This is a genomic window from Mucilaginibacter lappiensis (assembly GCF_050433765.1).
Lineage (GTDB): Bacteria > Bacteroidota > Bacteroidia > Sphingobacteriales > Sphingobacteriaceae > Mucilaginibacter > Mucilaginibacter lappiensis_A.
In genome coordinates, this window is the sequence record NZ_JBNPWP010000002.1 from 47,799 (window position 1) to 65,188 (window position 17,390).

Sequence of the window (17,390 nt, forward strand, 5' to 3'; positions counted from 1 at the left end):
CCTTTATTATTAACCCTCTTGTTCCCCCTTCAGGGGGTTAGGGGGCTACATTTCATCAGTTACACAACCTTCAGCGGCTGTGCTTACTGTTTTTGCGTATTTGTATAGTAAGCCTTTTTTTACTTTTAATGCTGGTTGTACCCAGTTGGCTTTGCGTACTGCAATTTCCGCGTCAGATACTTTTAGCGTCATGGTATTGGTAGTGGCATCTATCTCAATGGTATCATTATCCTTAACAAAGGCTATCAAACCACCGTCATAAGCTTCGGGGGTGATGTGGCCTACCACAAAACCATGGGTACCACCAGAAAAACGACCATCGGTTATTAATGCTACCGAAGCACCTAAACCTGCACCAAAAATAGCGCCTGTTGGTTTTAGCATTTCGGGCATACCCGGTGCACCTTTAGGGCCTATGTTGCGGATAACTACCACATCACCGGCTCGTACGAGGCCGCTTGTAATCCCGTTTATCAACTCAAACTCCCCGTCGAACACGCGGGCGGGGCCCTCAAAACGTTCGCCTTCTTTACCACTAATTTTGGCAACGCTGCCACCTTCGGCAAGGTTTCCGTATAATATTTGTAAGTGACCTGTAGCTTTTATAGGGTTTTCGGCCGGGAATATGATCTTTTGGTTTTCAAATTCAATTTCAGGAACTTCTTCCAGGTTTTCGGCAATGGTTTTGCCGGTTACGGTTAAACAGCTGCCATCAATCCAACCCAGTTTAAGCAGATACTTCATAACCGCGGGCACACCGCCAATCTTATGCAGATCTTCCATCATATACTTGCCGCTTGGCTTCATATCGGCCAATACGGGGATACGGTTACTTACCGACTGGAAATCATCCTGGGTTACTTTAACACCCACGGCTTTAGCCATAGCTATCAGGTGCAATACCGCGTTGGTTGAGCCGCCTAAAACCATGATGGTTACAATAGCATTCTCGAATGCCGCGCGGGTCATGATGTCTGATGGTTTGATATCTTTCTCCAATAATATCTTTATGGCTTTACCGGCTGCCAAACATTCCGCTTTCTTCTCGGGGCTTAAAGCCGGGTTTGAAGAAGAGTAAGGCAAGCTCATACCTAAAGCTTCAATTGCCGAAGCCATGGTATTAGCTGTATAAATACCACCGCAGGCACCAGCACTTGGGCAGGCATTTTTAACTACACCCATAAAATCCTCGGGAGTAATATTACCGGCTATTTTTTGGCCCAAAGCCTCAAATGCCGATACGATATTCAAGTCTTCGCCTTTATAATGGCCGGGTTTAATAGTACCACCATAAACCATTATTGACGGACGGTTAAGTCTGCCCATGGCTATAACTGATCCCGGCATGTTTTTATCGCATCCCGGCAGGGTGATCAAACCATCGTAATATTGTGCTCCGCAAACAGCTTCTATCGAATCGGCAATTACATCGCGGCTTACTAATGAATAACGCATGCCTTCGGTACCCATGCTCATACCATCGCTTACGCCAATGGTATTAAATATAAGGCCAACCAACTCTTCATCCCATATGCCTTGTTTCACTATTTTAGCCAGGTCATTAAGGTGCATGTTGCAAGTGTTACCATCGTAGCCCATGCTGGCAACGCCAACCTGTGCTTTTTTCATATCGTCATCAGTTAAACCAATACCATAAAGCATGGCCTGCGCTGCGGGCTGTGTTGGGTCTTGCGTTAAATTTTTGCTATACTTATTCAATTCTATAGCCGATATTGTATCTGATGATGAACTCATTTTATTTGTTATGATAGACTAATTTGTAAATAATTTTGCCTGTTGATCCTGGTTTACTTGTACTGTTTGAATCTGTATCCGTAAGGTAGATATAGCGATAAAGAATAACAATAGCTGCGTAAAATATTTTGAAAAAGTATATAATTTTAAATAATTTCACAAAACAGAATATAATTCTTTATATAGTATAAATATAGGAATAATATTTGTTTCAAAATAGACCAAAGTTCAAAACGGTATTCAGTACATATTTTATGCATGCATAGTAAGTTGCCAATTTTCTTCCTGAAACGGCCAAAGCTTGCTTAGAAATTATAAAAACCGGGTGGAGATACTTCATGAGTTTTTGCTTTAATAATGTTGCTTCGCTATTTATATTATTTGCCTTAAAATTATGCCTTGTTAATTTAAACAACTTTTGGGTGTAAGTAATCAAAAATTGAGTTCAGTTTGTTCAGTGGTTGTTTGGTCTGTTCATTGACACAGGTCCTGAAAAAAGTGGCAAAAAAAAACGTCCGGGTGTTATACCCGGACGTTTTTGTAAAATATAAGGGTATAGTTTATTTGTGCTGAATGCCTTCAGCCAGAATAATCACCTTATTGTTTAATACCTCAACAACGCCGCCTTTAATAAAAAAAACTTCTTCTTTAGCAGCACTGCCACCGCGCACAGTTAACTTACCATCTAATAAGGTAGAGATAATAGGCGCGTGGTTGTTTAATATTTCAAATAATCCCAAAGCACCCGGAACGGTTACCGATGTGGCTTCGCCCTCGTATACTTTTTTATCGGGTGTAAGAATTTCTAATGTCATTTTTTTTGTATCAAGTAGTTCGTATCAAGTATCAAGTATTTATAATTAACATAAAGTATCAGGGGCAATATGATCTTGCTACTTGATACTTTATACTTGATACTAAGCGTTGGCTTCAGCCAACAGCTTTTTACCTTTTTCAATGGCATCTTCAATGCCACCAACTAAGTTGAAAGCAGCTTCAGGGTATTCATCAACTTCGCCATCCATGATCATGTTGAAACCTTTAATGGTTTCTTTGATATCAACCAATACACCTTTTAAGCCTGTAAATTGCTCGGCAACGTGGAATGGTTGTGACAGGAAACGCTGAACACGGCGCGCACGGGATACAATCAGTTTATCTTCTTCAGATAACTCGTCCATACCCAGGATCGCGATGATATCCTGCAGCTCTTTGTAACGTTGTAAAGTTTCTTTAACACGTTGAGCTGTATTGTAGTGCTCATCACCTAAAATAGATGGGCTAAGGATACGTGATGTAGAATCCAAAGGATCCACAGCAGGGTAAATACCAAGCTCGGCAATTTTACGTGAAAGTACGGTAGTAGCATCCAAGTGGGCAAATGTTGTTGCCGGTGCAGGGTCAGTTAAATCATCCGCAGGTACGTAAACCGCTTGTACTGATGTAATTGAACCGCGTTTGGTTGAAGTGATACGCTCTTGCATGGTACCCATTTCAGTAGCCAGTGTTGGCTGGTAACCTACTGCCGATGGCATACGGCCCAATAACGCTGATACTTCAGAACCTGCTTGTGTAAAGCGGAAAATGTTATCGATAAAGAAAAGGATATCGCGACCTTTACCGTCTTCTTCACCATCGCGGAAATACTCAGCAATAGTTAAGCCTGATAATGCCACACGTGCACGTGCACCGGGAGGCTCGTTCATCTGACCGAAAACGAAGGTTGCTTTCGAGTCTTTTAAAGCTTCGTTATCCACTTTGCTTAAGTCCCATCCGCCTTCTTCCATAGAGTGCATAAATGCATCTCCGTATTTTATAATGCCTGATTCAAGCATCTCACGTAAAAGGTCATTACCTTCACGTGTACGCTCACCAACACCCGCAAATACTGATAAACCAGCATAAGCTTTCGCGATGTTGTTGATCAGTTCCTGGATCAATACAGTTTTACCAACACCGGCACCACCAAACAAACCGATCTTACCACCTTTTACATAAGGCTCTAATAAGTCGATAACCTTGATACCTGTAAACAATACTTCGGTTTCGGTTGATAGATCTTCGAAACGTGGCGGAGTATTGTGGATAGGGCGGCCATTGGATTTATCTAAGTTAATTATACCGTCAATAGCATCACCTACTACGTTAAATACACGGCCTTTAATATTTTCGCCAACCGGCATTTTAATGGCCGATTCCAAATCCAAAACCTTCATGCCGCGTAGCAATCCGTCTGTTGAATCCATCGCTATCGCGCGTACACGATCTTCGCCTAAATGCTGTTGAACTTCTAAAATGATTTTCTGGCCATTATCTTTCGTGATCTCTAACGCATCATAAATTTTAGGAAGATGAGCGTCATCAGCGAAACTTACGTCAACTACCGGACCAATGATCCGTGATATTTTTCCAATGTTTGGCATATATAACCTGGTGTTTTAAAGAATTTTTCCTTGAAATAGTTATTACTAATAAAATATAAGATGCTATTTCAGAGGCGCAAAGTTAAGATTTCTATCCAAATATTTAAATACCTAAAGCAACATTTTTATCGGATATTTTCTGCACGCATATTTTGCGGTTCTTAATGCTCAAAACTGAGCATTATTTTGCCAATATGAGCGCTGCTTTCCATCAGCTCGTGGGCTTTGGCGGCTTCATCGGCCTTGAAAGTTGCGTGTATTATGGGTTTTATTACTCCTGATGCCAGCAGCGGCCAGATAGTTTTTTGCAGATTTTGAGCGATTTTGCTTTTAAACGCTATATCCCTGGCCCGCAAAGTGGAGCCCGTGATGACCAATCTTTTCATCATTACCTGCGCCAGGTCGATCTGCGCGTCTTTGCCTTTCATGGCGTTGATCAGCACCAGCCGGCCCTCAACCGCTAATGATTGAATATTGCCCGGCGTATAGTCGCCACCTATCATATCCAGTACCACATTAACACCTTTACCATTGGTTAGCTGTTCTATTACATCTTTAAAATTTTCTGTTTTATAGTTAATGGCTTTTATTGCACCCAGCTGTTCACAAAACCGGCATTTTTCGTCAGACCCTGCGGTAACATAAACGGTATGTCCCAGTGCTTTTGCCATTTGTATAGCCGTTACCCCAATACCGCTGGAGCCGCCGTGAACCAATAAAGATTCGTGATTCTTTAAATTGCCGCGATCAAAAACATTGCTCCAAACGGTAAAAAAAGTTTCAGGTAAGGAGGCTGCTTCTATAAACGAAAGATTATCAGGTATGGGCAGGCATTGCCCCTCGGGAGCATTGCAGTATTCGGCATAACCACCACCGGCTACCAGCGCGCAAACTTTGTCGCCAACCTTCCATTGGGTTACATCAGCACCTGTCTCCACCACAGTCCCGGCTATTTCCAGTCCCGGAATATCCTGTATCACGCCGGCAGGCGGTGGGTACTTGCCTTCGCGTTGTTTAATATCCGGGCGGTTTACACCCGCCGCCATTACTTTTATCAGTACTTCGTTTGCAGCATACGTGGGTTTAGGTCTTTCGGCCATTTGTAAAACGGAGGGCTCGCCGGGCTGGGTTATAATGACTGCTTTCATGGGGGAATGATATGCAACAAATGTAAATAGAAACGCTAAACATAGAAACTCAAACCTTTCGCCTTTAACCTTCTCCTCTCACCCCTCTACTCATTCTTTAAACTTTCAACCGGGTTAGCCATTGCGGCTTTAACCGATTGAAAGCTTATGGTAACAAAGGCGATAACAACCGTTGCCAAAGCAGTAACCACAAAAACCCACCATTGAATATTTTGCCTGTAAGCGTATCCCTGCAGCCATTTGTTCATAACCAACCAGGCCAAAGGTGTGGCTATGATGATAGATATAAAAACCAGTTTGATAAAATCTTTCGAGAGCATGGCCACCAGTGTTGAAACGCCCGCACCTAATACCTTGCGAATGCCAATTTCCTTGTTGCGCTGTTCGGCAGCATAGGCCGCCAAACTAAATAAGCCTAAACAGGCTATAATGATGGCCAACGTAGTAAATGCTATAAACAGGTTTCCCATGCGTTGCTCGGTGCGGTAAAGGGTATCAAAATCAGCATCCATAAATGAGTATTCAAAATGTTCATGTGGGGCTACGGTTTTCCATTTGTCTTCTATTTGTGCTAATAACGCGGGTAAATTACGGGTGTTTACACGTACGCTTAAACGCGCCAGCCAGTCGTTTTCCATTACCATCACCAAAGGCTCTACGTTATCGCGCAGCGAACTGAAATTGAAATCCTTTACCACGCCAATGATCGTATATTTTTTCTTAACGTCTTTTTCCACCCATTTTAAAAGTGGTTTATTAATGGGATCATTAGCATAACCTAATATTTTAGCTGCTGTTTCATTGATAATTACCCCTGTTGAATCTGTTTTAAGCAGTGCAGAGAATCCACGCCCTTTTTTCAGTTCCATACTCATTGTGTTTAAATAATCCTCATCAACTTTCCAGAGTTGGGTAGATTGACTACTTTTTTGATCGGCTGATACAAAGCCAATTGTCCTGTAACCTCCAACGGGTAAATAACTGGTCAGGGTAGCGTTTATTACACCGGGTAGTTGCTTAATCTCCTGTTTCAGTATTTGAGGATTATCCAGGGTGTTTACACTGTTAATGGTTAGTACCTGACTGCGGTTAAAGCCAAGGTCTTTATTTTGGATATAGTGAAGCTGATTATAAATAACCAGCGTGCCAATGATGAGAAAAATAGATATGGAAAACTGGAAAACAACCAGGGTGCTGCGGAGAGCGCCACCTTTAAAACCTGCTGATAATTTGCCCTTTAAAACATCAACCGGTTGAAATGCCGAAAGGAAAAAGGCAGGGTAAGAGCCGGCCAGAATGCCAACAACTATTACAATGATCAGTAGTGCAGGTAATAACCACCTTAACGTTTGAAAGGTTATGATTAACTCCTTATTTGAAAAATGATTAAAAAGCGGAAGCAAAGCCCATGCGGCCAGTACAGCTATAAAGGCAGCCACAAAAGTTACTATTAATGATTCGGCCAAAAACTGGAAGATCAGGTGCTTGCGGGACGAGCCTAATACTTTACGCACACCAACCTCCCGCGCCCTGTTTGCAGAGCGGGCCGTTGACAAATTCATGAAGTTGATACAGGCCAGCAATAAAATAAATATGGCCACCACCGAAAATATATAGATGTATTGTATGTTGCCGTTAGTGCCAATTTCTCCCTGCCGGTTTGATTGCAGGTGGATATCCTTTAATGGTATTAAACCAAGTTTGAAATAATTACTATTTGATTTGAATTTTTTATAATCGAAATCGGATTTGGCAAGGTTTCTATCCATTAACAGATCCAGTTTTGCTTCAAAGCGTTTACGGTCTGCTCCGGGTTTAAGCAATACATAGGTTTTAAAGGCGCTGATACTGTTCCATTTGCCTTTTCCAACAGCATTTGCGGCAAATAAGAAATTAGCTTTAAAATGTGATTGTAAAGGCATATCACGCATTACCCCGGTTATTTTATGCACACTACTGTCGGTAACTAAAAAAAGTGTTTCGCCCACAACATTGGTGCGGTTAAAATACTTTTTAGCCATAGATTCGGTAATTACAATGGCATTAGGTTCGGTTAATGCCGTTTTAGGATCGCCGGAAAGCATGGGGAATGTGAAAATATCAAAAACGCTTGCTTCACAATAAAAAGCGGCCCCGTCTTCGCTTACAATTTCATTTCCTTTTTTAAAGCGGATATTTAATGAGGGAGTAATTCGCACGGCCTTTTCAACTTCCGGAAACTCGCTCATCAGGGCATCAGCAAGCGGAATAGGGCTCCCTGCAAAGAATAAGGTAGTGCCATTAGATTTTAGATCGGTATTAACCCTATATATTCTCTCGTATTTGGTATTATATCTATCATAACTTAGCTCATCAGTCACATAAAATATAATGAGCAGGCAAATAGCCAAACCCAAAGCCAGGCCCAGGATATTGATAAATGTAAAACCTTTGTTTTTTAACAGCGTACGTACCGCGATTTTTAAATAACTCCTGATCATAGCTTATGGGATTAATATGCTAAAGCTATAACTAAATATTTAGTTATTCAAAAAATCTATTAGAATTTATTTTTTATTCATCAATTTCCAGAATCTAAGGTACTGTCAGTGGCTGCGGCTAATCATTATTCGGGTCAATTAATTACCTGCCGATTACCATTGTCGAGCGGTATTTTTTTTTCTTTGCAATAAAAAATTAACTATGGCATTACAGGAAGGGCAAAAGGCACCAGAGTTTATATTAGTATCATCATCATTAAAAAGCGTATCACTGGCCGATTTTAAGGGCCGTAAAGTAGTTATTCACTTTTTCCCTTTAGCTTTTACAGGCGTTTGTACCACACAACTATGTACCATGCGCGATAGTTTTGGCTATTACGATGGTTTAAATGCTACCATATTAGGGATCTCTGTTGATTCGCCTTTTACACTGGCAAAGTTTAAGGAAGAAAATAATTACCAGTTCGATCTGCTATCTGATTTTAACAAGCAAGTATCAGCCTCTTTTGGCGCATTATATGAGGAGTTTGTATTAGGATTAAAAGGCGTATCGAAACGTGCCGCATTTGTAATTGACGAAAACCAGGAAATTATATATGCCGAAGTGCTGGAAGATGCGGGTCAGCTTCCAGATTTTGAAGCTATTGCCGAAATTGTAAGATAGGTTTTGGTTGATTTAGTTAGATTGGGTTGATTGGTTGAATGAGTTATATAAAGTTATTGGTCATAAAATCAGCCATTTGACAATTTAAGCAGATCATATCAAAAAGTTATTTTAAAAAAGTTTGCAATGGATAGGTAAAAATTCTATTTTTGCAGTCCGTTTCAAAAAGCACTTGTAGCTCAATTGGATAGAGCACCTGACTACGGATCAGGAGGTTAGGGGTTCGACTCCCTTCAAGTGCACAATAACGCCAAGCCTTTCTGTGTTGTACCGAAAGGCTTTTAATTTATTAGGAGCATGCTAAATCTGGTATTGTTTGGTCCTCCCGGAGCAGGGAAAGGGACCCAGTCGCAAAAGCTTATTGAAAAACACGGTTTAATACATCTTTCAACGGGCGATCTTTTACGCGGCGAAATTTCACAGGGAACAGAGCTTGGTTTAGAAGCAAAGAAATTGATGGATGAGGGTATGCTGGTTCCCGATGAAGTGGTTATCGGCATGATCAGCAATAAGCTGGATGCCAATAGAGATGCCGAAGGGTTTATATTTGATGGTTTTCCACGCACTGTTGCGCAGGCCGAAGCATTAGATAACTTATTGGAAAGCAAGGGCTCATCCATATCAGGTATGATAGCGCTTGAGGTTAATGATGATGAGTTGGAGCGCCGCCTTTTAGAGCGTGGTAAAAAATCAGGCCGTCCGGATGATGCTAACCCCGAAGTGATCCGTAAGCGTATTAAAGAATATAATGATAAAACGGCACCGGTTGCCGGTTTCTATAAAAACCAGGATAAGTTTAAAAGTATAAACGGTATAGGCTCAATTGATCAAATTTATGATGCTATTGACGCTGTTATTGAAACGTATTCATATTAAGTAAGTCCGAAACCGGGATTCAAGTCCGAAAGTAGGTAAGGTTTAGGAAGAATAAAGTCGGTAAAGTCCGGGGGTATTAGGCAAAATGCTTAAACTTTCGGACTTTACTGACTTTCGGACTTTTTGACCAGTTTAAAACAAAAAATATTATGTCGCAGGGTTCCAATTTTGTTGATTATGTGAAAATCTGTTGCCGCTCAGGCCACGGAGGGGCGGGCTCTGCACATTTACACCGTGATATTTTAACCTCAAAAGGTGGTCCTGATGGTGGTGATGGCGGGCGTGGCGGTCATGTAATAGTGAAAGGCAATGCCCAGTTATGGACCATGCTTCACCTTAAATACCGCAAACACGTAATTGCCGGTGATGGTGATTCGGGAGGCAGCTCATTAAGGAGTGGTAAAACCGGCCGTGACGAGATTTTGGAAGTACCGCTTGGTACCACCGTTAAAAATGCCGAGACCGGTGAAGTTATTTTTGAGATAACTAAAGATGGTGAAACAAAAATATTAACCCCGGGTGGCCGTGGTGGTTTAGGAAACTGGCATTTTAAAACTGCGACCCAGCAAACCCCACGCTTTGCACAACCTGGCGAAGATGGCAAAGAAGACTGGAATATTCTTGAACTGAAAATACTGGCCGATGTTGGATTGGTAGGTTTCCCGAATGCGGGTAAATCAACCTTGCTTTCGGTTGTATCGGCTGCCAAGCCCGAGATTGCCGACTATGCATTTACTACCCTGGTACCCAACCTGGGCATCGTATCGTACCGTAACAACCGCTCGTTTGTAATGGCCGATATTCCGGGAATTATTGAGGGAGCTTCGCAAGGAAAAGGCTTAGGATTTAGGTTTTTGAGGCATATAGAGCGTAATTCGGTACTATTATTTATGGTACCTGCCGATACAACCCGTACCATTAAAGAGGAATATCAGATATTACTGCGTGAGTTACAGGAGTACAACCCCGAACTGATACATAAACCGCGTGTGCTGGCTATCACCAAATCAGATATGCTGGATGAGGAGCTGCAGGCCGAAATGAAAAAAGAAGTGCCCGAGGGCATTCCATCTGTGTTTATATCGTCTGTAGCACAAAAAAACCTCGACGGTTTAAAGGATCTGCTTTGGAAAGAGATCAACACCGCTATTGTATAGCACATAATTTATTATTCAGTATTATTACAGTTTTGTAATGCCTGCGTAGTATTAACCGTGCTAATATTATATGCATCATAAATTAGCCATCCATCTTATTAACTTTGAATGTTTTTAAAAACATATAATGAAGATTGCTATAAATGGATTTGGCCGTATAGGGCGCATTTTTTTAAGGAATATTTTAGATAAACCAAACATACAGGTTGTTGCCATAAATGACCTGACAGATACTCAAACCCTTGCTCATTTATTCAAGTATGATTCCGTTCACCGCGGATTTAAGGGAACTGTAAATTTTGATGCAGATAACCTTTTTATAAATGACCATCAAATAAAGGTACTTGCAGAACGTGATCCGCTGGCTTTGCCATGGAAAACGCTGGATATTGACCTGGTGATCGAATCGACAGGGAAGTTTACTTCCAGGCAAGGTGCCGAAATGCATTTAACCGCCGGGGCCAAACAGGTAATTATTTCGGCGCCATCAACAGACAAAAATGTACCAACTGTAGTGCTGGCTGTTAATGACGGGCAGGTTGACCTGCGCTCACCCGTATTATCAAATGCTTCATGCACCACTAATAATGTTGCGGCCATGGTTAAAATACTCGACGAAAACTGGGGTATTATTGATGGGTATATCACCACCGTACACTCCATGACAGGTGATCAAAACCTGCATGATGCCCCGCATAAAGACCTGCGCAGGGCAAGGGCGGCATCGGCCTCCATTATCCCTACAAGCACGGGCGCTGCAAAAGCTATAACTGCTATATTCCCGCATTTAGAGGGCAGGCTGGGCGGTGCCGGTATCCGCGTGCCGGTGCTAAACGGCTCATTAACTGATTTTACCTGCAGCCTTAAAAAGCAACCCACTATTCATGAAATTAACCTTGCATTTAAACAGGCTGCCGATGGCCCAATGAAAAATGTACTGGAGTATACCGAAGATCCGATAGTATCAACCGATATATTGGACAATCCGCACAGTTGTATTTTTGACGCGCAGCTTACTTCTATTGTAGGTGGACTGGTGAAAGTGGTTGGTTGGTATGATAACGAAATGGGCTACAGCAATCGCCTGGCCGATCTGGTCGAAAAAATAGCCCAACTGAAAAACTGATCAGTTGGGCTATGAGATATTTAGTTGATAATGCTTAGGTTATAATATTTAGTCGGCCTTTTTATACAACAAGGTCGCTGTAATAGTAGTTGTATTATAGTTTTTCTTATTATATGCTTTGCAATAAATGTGCCTCATTATAAATATTTTAATTATTAGCTAAAAAGGTACTTAAATTTTAAATTCACGGCGGTTTTTATAAAAACCGGCATGGTTAATTTTACATATGGGGTGTAACAATACCCTCATTTTGGGTAAAATATTCCAATCAATTTTTACTTATGGTTAAGTTTATAACTGTCGACGACTTATTACCCATACGCAACGAAGTATTACGTGAGGGCAGGCTTACTTTGGATGAATGCCGTTTCCCTACAGATAAAATTGAAGGTGCTTTTCACTTAGGATTTTATCAAAACAATGAACTGGCTTGCGTAGCATCATTCCACCCGCAAAATTATGGCGACTTTGCGGGGAAGGCTTATCAGTTACGTGGCATGGCAACAACAGAACAATACCGTGGCAGGGGCTTGGGCAACCAGCTGGTTAATTTTGCGTTGGTTTACCTGCGGGGACAAAAAGCCAATTATGTATGGTGCAATGCGCGTAAAAAGGCGGTACAGTTTTATCATAATGCTGGTTTTGAAATCATTTCGCCCGAGTTTGAAGTGCCTGGTATAGGGCCACATTACGTGATGTATGTTAAAATAAGATGAAATTTGGAGTGCTTTAAATCATCTTTTTCATTTTTTCGTTAAGAATTAGGAATAAAATGTTGAATTTGCGCGCCTTACAGTAAATGACCCATATAAATTATATGAAAACAGTAGATCAAATTAGTTTTGCAGGCAAAAAGGCTCTAATCAGGGTTGATTTTAATGTGCCTTTGGATGAGAATTATAACATTACTGACGATAACCGGATGACGGCGGCTTTGCCAACTATAAAAAAGATTTTAAAGGATGGTGGTAAAGTTATCCTGATGTCGCATCTGGGCAGGCCAAAAGGTGGTCCCGAAGAAAAATATTCTTTAAAACATTTGATACCTCATCTGTCTGATTTGTTGGGTCAGCAGGTTGAATTTGCCAATGATTGTATTGGCGCGGAAGCGGTTGAAAAATCAAAAGAACTTGAAAAAGGAGAGGTGCTTTTATTAGAGAACCTTCGTTTTTACAAAGAAGAAGAAAAAGGCGATGTGGCTTTTGCCGAAAAACTTTCAAAACTGGGTGATGTTTATGTGAACGATGCCTTTGGCACCGCTCACCGCGCACATGCATCAACGGCTGTGATCGCTCAATTTTTTCCTGATAATAAGGTTTTTGGATACCTGATGGCTGCCGAATTGAACAATGCCGAAAAAATATTAAACGGTGCCGCAAAACCGTTCACTGCTATTATGGGTGGCTCAAAGGTTTCTGATAAGATAGAGCTTATAGAAAAATTGCTGGATAAGGTAGATAATCTGATCATTGGCGGCGGTATGGCTTATACCTTTGCAAAAGCAGATGGCGGTAGCATAGGTAACTCACTGGTTGAGGCTGACAAGCTTGACCTGGCAACCAGCCTGGTGCAAAAAGCTAAAGATAAAGGTGTAAAACTTTTATTGCCGGTAGACAATGTTGTTGCCGACGCTTTTTCAAATGACGCTAAAACCGGTATTGCAAAAACAGGCCAAATTCAAGACGGCTGGATGGGATTGGATATCGGTCCGGAAACTGTGGCTTTATTCAGCAAGGTAGTTGAGGAATCAAAAACCATTTTATGGAATGGCCCAATGGGAGTTTTTGAAATGGAAACATTTTTGGTAGGTACCAAAGCCATTGCCGAAGCGGTAGTTAGAGCAACTGAAAAAGGCGCTTTCAGCCTGATAGGTGGTGGTGACTCTGCTGCAGCGGTGGCCAAGTTTAACTTAACCGACGAGGTAAGCTACGTATCAACCGGTGGCGGCGCTTTGCTTGAATATATGGAAGGTAAAGAACTGCCCGGCGTAAAAGCTATTAATGAATAATATATTGTAACAATTTTTAAAAGCCTCCTGATATTACCAGGAGGCTTTTTTTGTCTGAATCAGGATTTTCTGAATTTGTAAATTTTCAGAATGCTATCCCCTAATGTCATGCCGAACTTGTTTCGGCACCCCACATGCAAGGCTGTACAATATGCCTTTTATCAGCCTTATTGAATTTTAACCGATGTAACTACATCATTCGCGCTTGGGAACAAAGTAGTAAAGTTTGCCGTGTTTGCTGTACGAACCCATGAAGTACCGGTAAAGTTATTGCTGCTATACATGGTAACCGTCCATCCTGTAGGTATTTTTACTGATGATGCCCAATTATCAACAAAGCCATAAGCCTGCAATTGTGCCAGCGTATAATTACCTTTTGGTATAGCACTGGTTACTGTACCACCATAATTTGAGTTCTGATAAAAAGTAACCCCGGTAGCAGGAGCAGTGCCTGTATAAATGGTAGCCTTACCATAAAGCGCGTTAGAGAAACCCGACAGGTAAGTATGAACATCGGTATTTGGCAGGTTGTAGCATAGATAAATGCCGTAACCGTTATTCACAGTTTGCGTAGCCAATGATGTAGCGGTTGATGAACTGGTGCTCTGGATATCAATAGCAGCAGGGCCAAGGTTGCTGGCCGCCAGGCCCGGAACGTTTGGTACAGAGTAAGTGCCATAAATAGCATTCCAGCTGTAATCAACCTTTGAGCCAACAGTTACACCATTAAAGCTTAATCTTGTTGATGCAGGCCCGTAAAAATAGAAGGAGATCAGTTTGGTAGGCATCAGCTGGCGCAGCGCGGTTACCAGGTAAACAAATGAACTTGCATTTGGCTGCCCGGTTCCGTTGTTACCATAGTCAGCATATTCATCGTCAAAGTCAATACCATCAAGGCCGTATGTGGTTACCGCGTTGCTTAACAGCTGGGCAAAATCCTGCGCAGCCGCCTGGGTAGGGAAGTTGCAAATACCCGCACCCTGATGGTTACCCAAAATAGACAGCATTACCTTAATACCCTTGGCCTGCAAAGGCTGTATATAGGTTGCCGCATTACTTAATACATTAGTTACCTGCGGATTAAAAAACAGCTCGGCTTTTTGGGTGGTAGTATTGTAGTTAATGTTGGCTGCAAATATAATACCGATATCAAAAAGCTGCTCGCCGGTTGACAGGGTGTAATTGCCAACATTACGAATGTCGTTATTGTTTACTTCCACATAGCAAACGCTTTTGGGGCCGGCTACGCCGATGGCGTTGGTGCCCAATTTTGATGAAGCATTATTAGACGCCTGTGGAACCGGGGCTAAATCTTTTTTACAGGCCGCCGTAAACATCAGGCTTATGCCTAATATGGCGACAGGTATTTTGTTAAGTTGTAATCTCATAAAGTTTTTTTGAATTTGGTTAATAAATTTTGGTTAAATAAATAAGCATTGAATTTTATCCATAGGCAAGCTGTTTAGGTGATTTAAGGGGGTTAATCATCAGAGATAATATCTTATTTATACAAAAAGTGAGGGCGTATTTTTGGTTTTATCGGTTTAGACATGTGCTTATACGTAAATATTAATCATCTTAGTTACAGGTTATTGTTAACTATCATAAGATTATCTTCATACGCTGTAAATGCTGGTTTAACCTGAATCCCTTTTTCCGCAGTTGCCTCTTTTATTTTATTCAGTTACATTTAGGACTTTATAGAACATTCAAAAATGAAAAGAATTTTACTTACTAATTTATTGCTGATAGTGGCAGTGATCAGTGCGTGCGCCCAGCCTAAAGCCCCCGATGCCGAATATATAAAAGCCAATTATCAGAAATATGAGTACCAGATACCCATGCGCGATGGTAAAAAGCTATTTACCTCGGTATATGTACCAAAAGATAAGTCGAAAAAATACCCTATTATGATGGATAGGACACCCTATAGTGTTGCCCCTTATGGTGTCGACCTTTATAAAGGCAGTTTGGGGCCATCATCATTATTTACGCATGATGGTTTTATTTTTGTTTATCAGGACGTTCGCGGCCGTTGGATGAGTGAAGGTATTTATGAGGAAATGACCCCGGAAAAAGAGGTGCACAAAACCAAAAACGATGTTGACGAAGGCACTGATACCTACGATACGATTAACTGGCTGCTTAAAAATCTGCCTAATAACAATGGTAAAGTAGGCGTATGGGGTATTTCATATCCTGGTTTTTACACTACTACGGCATTGCTGAGCCGCCATCCTGCCCTGGTTGCCGCATCGCCGCAAGCTCCCATTGCCGATCTGTACCGCGATGATGCTTTTCATAACGGCGCCTTTATGCTGGTGGCCAATTTTGGCTTTTATCCCTTTTTTACCAACAGGCAGGACGATAAGCCTACGCAACGGCACGCGCCTGAGTTTAATCCCGGCACCGAAGATGGCTACGACTTTTTTTTGAAGATGGGTTCGGTAAAAAACTCCAACGATAAATATTATAAAGATACTATCCGTTTGTGGAACGAAATGCTTGATCATCCCAACTATGATCAGCACTGGAAAGACCGCAACGTTCTATATCACCTGCATGATATTAAAACGGCCGTATTGGTTACCGGTGGATGGTATGATGCCGAAGATCTTTACGGCGCTATAAATACTTACAAAACGCTGGTTAAGGAAAACCCTAAAACACCGGTTTACTTTGCCATGGGTCCCTGGGTACATGGTGGCTGGTCGCGCGGTGATGGCGATCATTTAGGCGATATTGACTTTGGCGGCCCTACGGGTCCGTTTTATCGCGAAAAAATAGAATTCGCCTTTTTTAGTCATTACCTAAAAGGTACGGAATTGAATCTGGCCCCGGTATCAACATTCGAGACAGGCCTTAACAGCTGGAAAACTTACAATACCTGGCCACCAAAAGAGGCCGCCGAAAAGAATTTGTACCTGCTGCCCGGCGGTAAATTAGCTTTTGATGCGCCTGCCGCCACTACCGATAGTTATGATGAGTTTGTATCCGATCCTAATAAACCCGTGCCGTTTATTAACAGTATTGATATGAATATGAAACGCGAATACATGACCGGCGACCAGCGTTTTGCCGCCCAACGGCCAGATGTGTTAACCTATGAAACCGATGTGCTGGATAAAGACGTTACTATTGCCGGTAATATATGGGCTGACTTGAAAGTATCAACAACCGGCACCGACGCGGACTGGGTGGTTAAGGTAATTGATGTATATCCCGATTCTGCCAAAAACAACAAATGGACAGGAAAGGAAGTATACCTGTCGGGCTACCAGCAAATGGTGCGCAGCGAGGCCATGCGCGGTAAGTTTCGCAATGGTTTTGATAAACCAGAGGCCTTTGTGCCCGGCCAGGTAACCCCCGTTAATTTTGAACTGCAGGACGTGCTGCACACCTTTAAAAAAGGTCACCGCTTAATGGTGCACGTACAAAGCACCTGGTTCCCGCTTATTGACCGTAATACCCAACAGTTTCAGGACATCATGAAAGCAAAGGACACCGACTTTAAAAAGGCTACCCACAGGGTTTATACCTCAAAAGATAACAGCAGTTATTTGAAAGTGAGGGTGATGGAATAGCTTTCATAAAAGCATCGGGCCGTGCGATTCCCTCTTGAGAATGGGGAGGGGTATGTTTTTTAAGCGGGAGGATAAGCGTCTTATGTAGTCAGAGACTACGAGCATAGTAGTCCGAAGTCAGAGACTTCGGACAGCGCAGTCGTCATTGCGAAGAGGAACGACGAAGCAG

The 17,390-nt window shown here is 42.0% G+C and carries 13 protein-coding genes and 1 tRNA gene; 8 read left to right on the top strand and 6 right to left on the bottom strand.

From position 1 onward, the window contains the following. Positions 1-45 precede the first annotated feature (45 nt). The 5 genes from ilvD to M2273_RS05705 form a co-directional block, all read right to left on the bottom strand. Complete coding sequence (gene ilvD, locus M2273_RS05685) at positions 46-1,755, bottom strand: dihydroxy-acid dehydratase (protein WP_429394094.1); 1,710 nt, start codon at positions 1,753-1,755, stop codon at positions 46-48. A 560-nt stretch (positions 1,756-2,315) separates the two neighbouring features. After that, on the bottom strand, positions 2,316-2,570 hold the full coding sequence (gene atpC, locus M2273_RS05690) for an ATP synthase F1 subunit epsilon (protein ID WP_429394096.1): 255 nt from the start codon (positions 2,568-2,570) through the stop codon (positions 2,316-2,318). Positions 2,571-2,672: 102 nt separating this feature from the next. Then, entirely contained in the window at positions 2,673-4,178 is a 1,506-nt protein-coding gene (atpD, locus tag M2273_RS05695; RefSeq protein WP_429394098.1) for a F0F1 ATP synthase subunit beta, read from the bottom strand. Between the two features lie 161 nt (positions 4,179-4,339). Continuing rightward, a complete protein-coding gene (locus M2273_RS05700) occupies positions 4,340-5,326 on the bottom strand; it encodes an NAD(P)H-quinone oxidoreductase (protein WP_429394100.1) in 987 nt (328 codons plus the stop codon). An 86-nt stretch (positions 5,327-5,412) separates the two neighbouring features. Continuing rightward, complete coding sequence (locus M2273_RS05705; protein WP_429394101.1) at positions 5,413-7,806, bottom strand: ABC transporter permease; 2,394 nt, start codon at positions 7,804-7,806, stop codon at positions 5,413-5,415. Between the two features lie 202 nt (positions 7,807-8,008). Between M2273_RS05705 and M2273_RS05710 the strand changes: the two genes are divergently transcribed. The 7 genes from M2273_RS05710 (at position 8,009) to M2273_RS05740 (ending at position 13,637) form a co-directional block, all read left to right on the top strand. Next, positions 8,009-8,470 carry a redoxin domain-containing protein gene (locus M2273_RS05710; RefSeq protein ID WP_429394103.1) on the top strand — a complete coding sequence of 154 codons (462 nt, stop codon included), beginning with the start codon at positions 8,009-8,011 and terminating at the stop codon, positions 8,468-8,470. Positions 8,471-8,638: 168 nt separating this feature from the next. Next, positions 8,639-8,712: transfer RNA gene (locus M2273_RS05715), tRNA-Arg, on the top strand. Positions 8,713-8,767: 55 nt separating this feature from the next. After that, complete coding sequence (locus tag M2273_RS05720; RefSeq protein ID WP_429394105.1) at positions 8,768-9,346, top strand: adenylate kinase; 579 nt, start codon at positions 8,768-8,770, stop codon at positions 9,344-9,346. A 149-nt stretch (positions 9,347-9,495) separates the two neighbouring features. Continuing rightward, a complete protein-coding gene (obgE, locus tag M2273_RS05725; protein WP_429394106.1) occupies positions 9,496-10,503 on the top strand; it encodes a GTPase ObgE in 1,008 nt (335 codons plus the stop codon). A 127-nt stretch (positions 10,504-10,630) separates the two neighbouring features. After that, positions 10,631-11,629, top strand: coding sequence for a type I glyceraldehyde-3-phosphate dehydrogenase (gene gap / locus M2273_RS05730; RefSeq protein ID WP_429394109.1), 999 nt, complete (start codon positions 10,631-10,633; stop codon positions 11,627-11,629). A 281-nt stretch (positions 11,630-11,910) separates the two neighbouring features. Continuing rightward, positions 11,911-12,345, top strand: a complete 435-nt coding sequence (locus M2273_RS05735; protein WP_429394112.1) for a GNAT family N-acetyltransferase — start codon at positions 11,911-11,913, stop codon at positions 12,343-12,345. Between the two features lie 101 nt (positions 12,346-12,446). Beyond that, positions 12,447-13,637: a phosphoglycerate kinase gene (locus M2273_RS05740; RefSeq protein ID WP_429394115.1), complete on the top strand. Its 1,191-nt coding sequence runs from the start codon at positions 12,447-12,449 to the stop codon at positions 13,635-13,637. A gap of 167 nt (positions 13,638-13,804) precedes the next feature. Here the strand turns inward: M2273_RS05740 and M2273_RS05745 are convergent, their stop codons facing one another. After that, a complete protein-coding gene (locus M2273_RS05745) occupies positions 13,805-15,025 on the bottom strand; it encodes an endo-beta-N-acetylglucosaminidase H (RefSeq protein ID WP_429394118.1) in 1,221 nt (406 codons plus the stop codon). 327 nt (positions 15,026-15,352) lie between these two features. Between M2273_RS05745 and M2273_RS05750 the strand changes: the two genes are divergently transcribed. After that, entirely contained in the window at positions 15,353-17,221 is a 1,869-nt protein-coding gene (locus M2273_RS05750) for a CocE/NonD family hydrolase (protein ID WP_429394121.1), read from the top strand. Positions 17,222-17,390: the final 169 nt, after the last annotated feature.

Excerpts from the sequence above, each read along its gene's own strand:
- ilvD (WP_429394094.1), bottom strand. The coding sequence starts at position 1,755 with ATGAGTTCATCATCAGATACAATATCGGCTATAGAATTGAATAAGTAT.
- atpC (WP_429394096.1), bottom strand. The coding sequence starts at position 2,570 with ATGACATTAGAAATTCTTACACCCGATAAAAAAGTATACGAGGGCGAA.
- atpD (WP_429394098.1), bottom strand. The coding sequence starts at position 4,178 with ATGCCAAACATTGGAAAAATATCACGGATCATTGGTCCGGTAGTTGAC.
- M2273_RS05700 (WP_429394100.1), bottom strand. The coding sequence starts at position 5,326 with ATGAAAGCAGTCATTATAACCCAGCCCGGCGAGCCCTCCGTTTTACAA.
- M2273_RS05705 (WP_429394101.1), bottom strand. The coding sequence starts at position 7,806 with ATGATCAGGAGTTATTTAAAAATCGCGGTACGTACGCTGTTAAAAAAC.
- M2273_RS05710 (WP_429394103.1), top strand. The coding sequence starts at position 8,009 with ATGGCATTACAGGAAGGGCAAAAGGCACCAGAGTTTATATTAGTATCA.
- M2273_RS05720 (WP_429394105.1), top strand. The coding sequence starts at position 8,768 with ATGCTAAATCTGGTATTGTTTGGTCCTCCCGGAGCAGGGAAAGGGACC.
- obgE (WP_429394106.1), top strand. The coding sequence starts at position 9,496 with ATGTCGCAGGGTTCCAATTTTGTTGATTATGTGAAAATCTGTTGCCGC.
- gap (WP_429394109.1), top strand. The coding sequence starts at position 10,631 with ATGAAGATTGCTATAAATGGATTTGGCCGTATAGGGCGCATTTTTTTA.
- M2273_RS05735 (WP_429394112.1), top strand. The coding sequence starts at position 11,911 with ATGGTTAAGTTTATAACTGTCGACGACTTATTACCCATACGCAACGAA.
- M2273_RS05740 (WP_429394115.1), top strand. The coding sequence starts at position 12,447 with ATGAAAACAGTAGATCAAATTAGTTTTGCAGGCAAAAAGGCTCTAATC.
- M2273_RS05745 (WP_429394118.1), bottom strand. The coding sequence starts at position 15,025 with ATGAGATTACAACTTAACAAAATACCTGTCGCCATATTAGGCATAAGC.
- M2273_RS05750 (WP_429394121.1), top strand. The coding sequence starts at position 15,353 with ATGAAAAGAATTTTACTTACTAATTTATTGCTGATAGTGGCAGTGATC.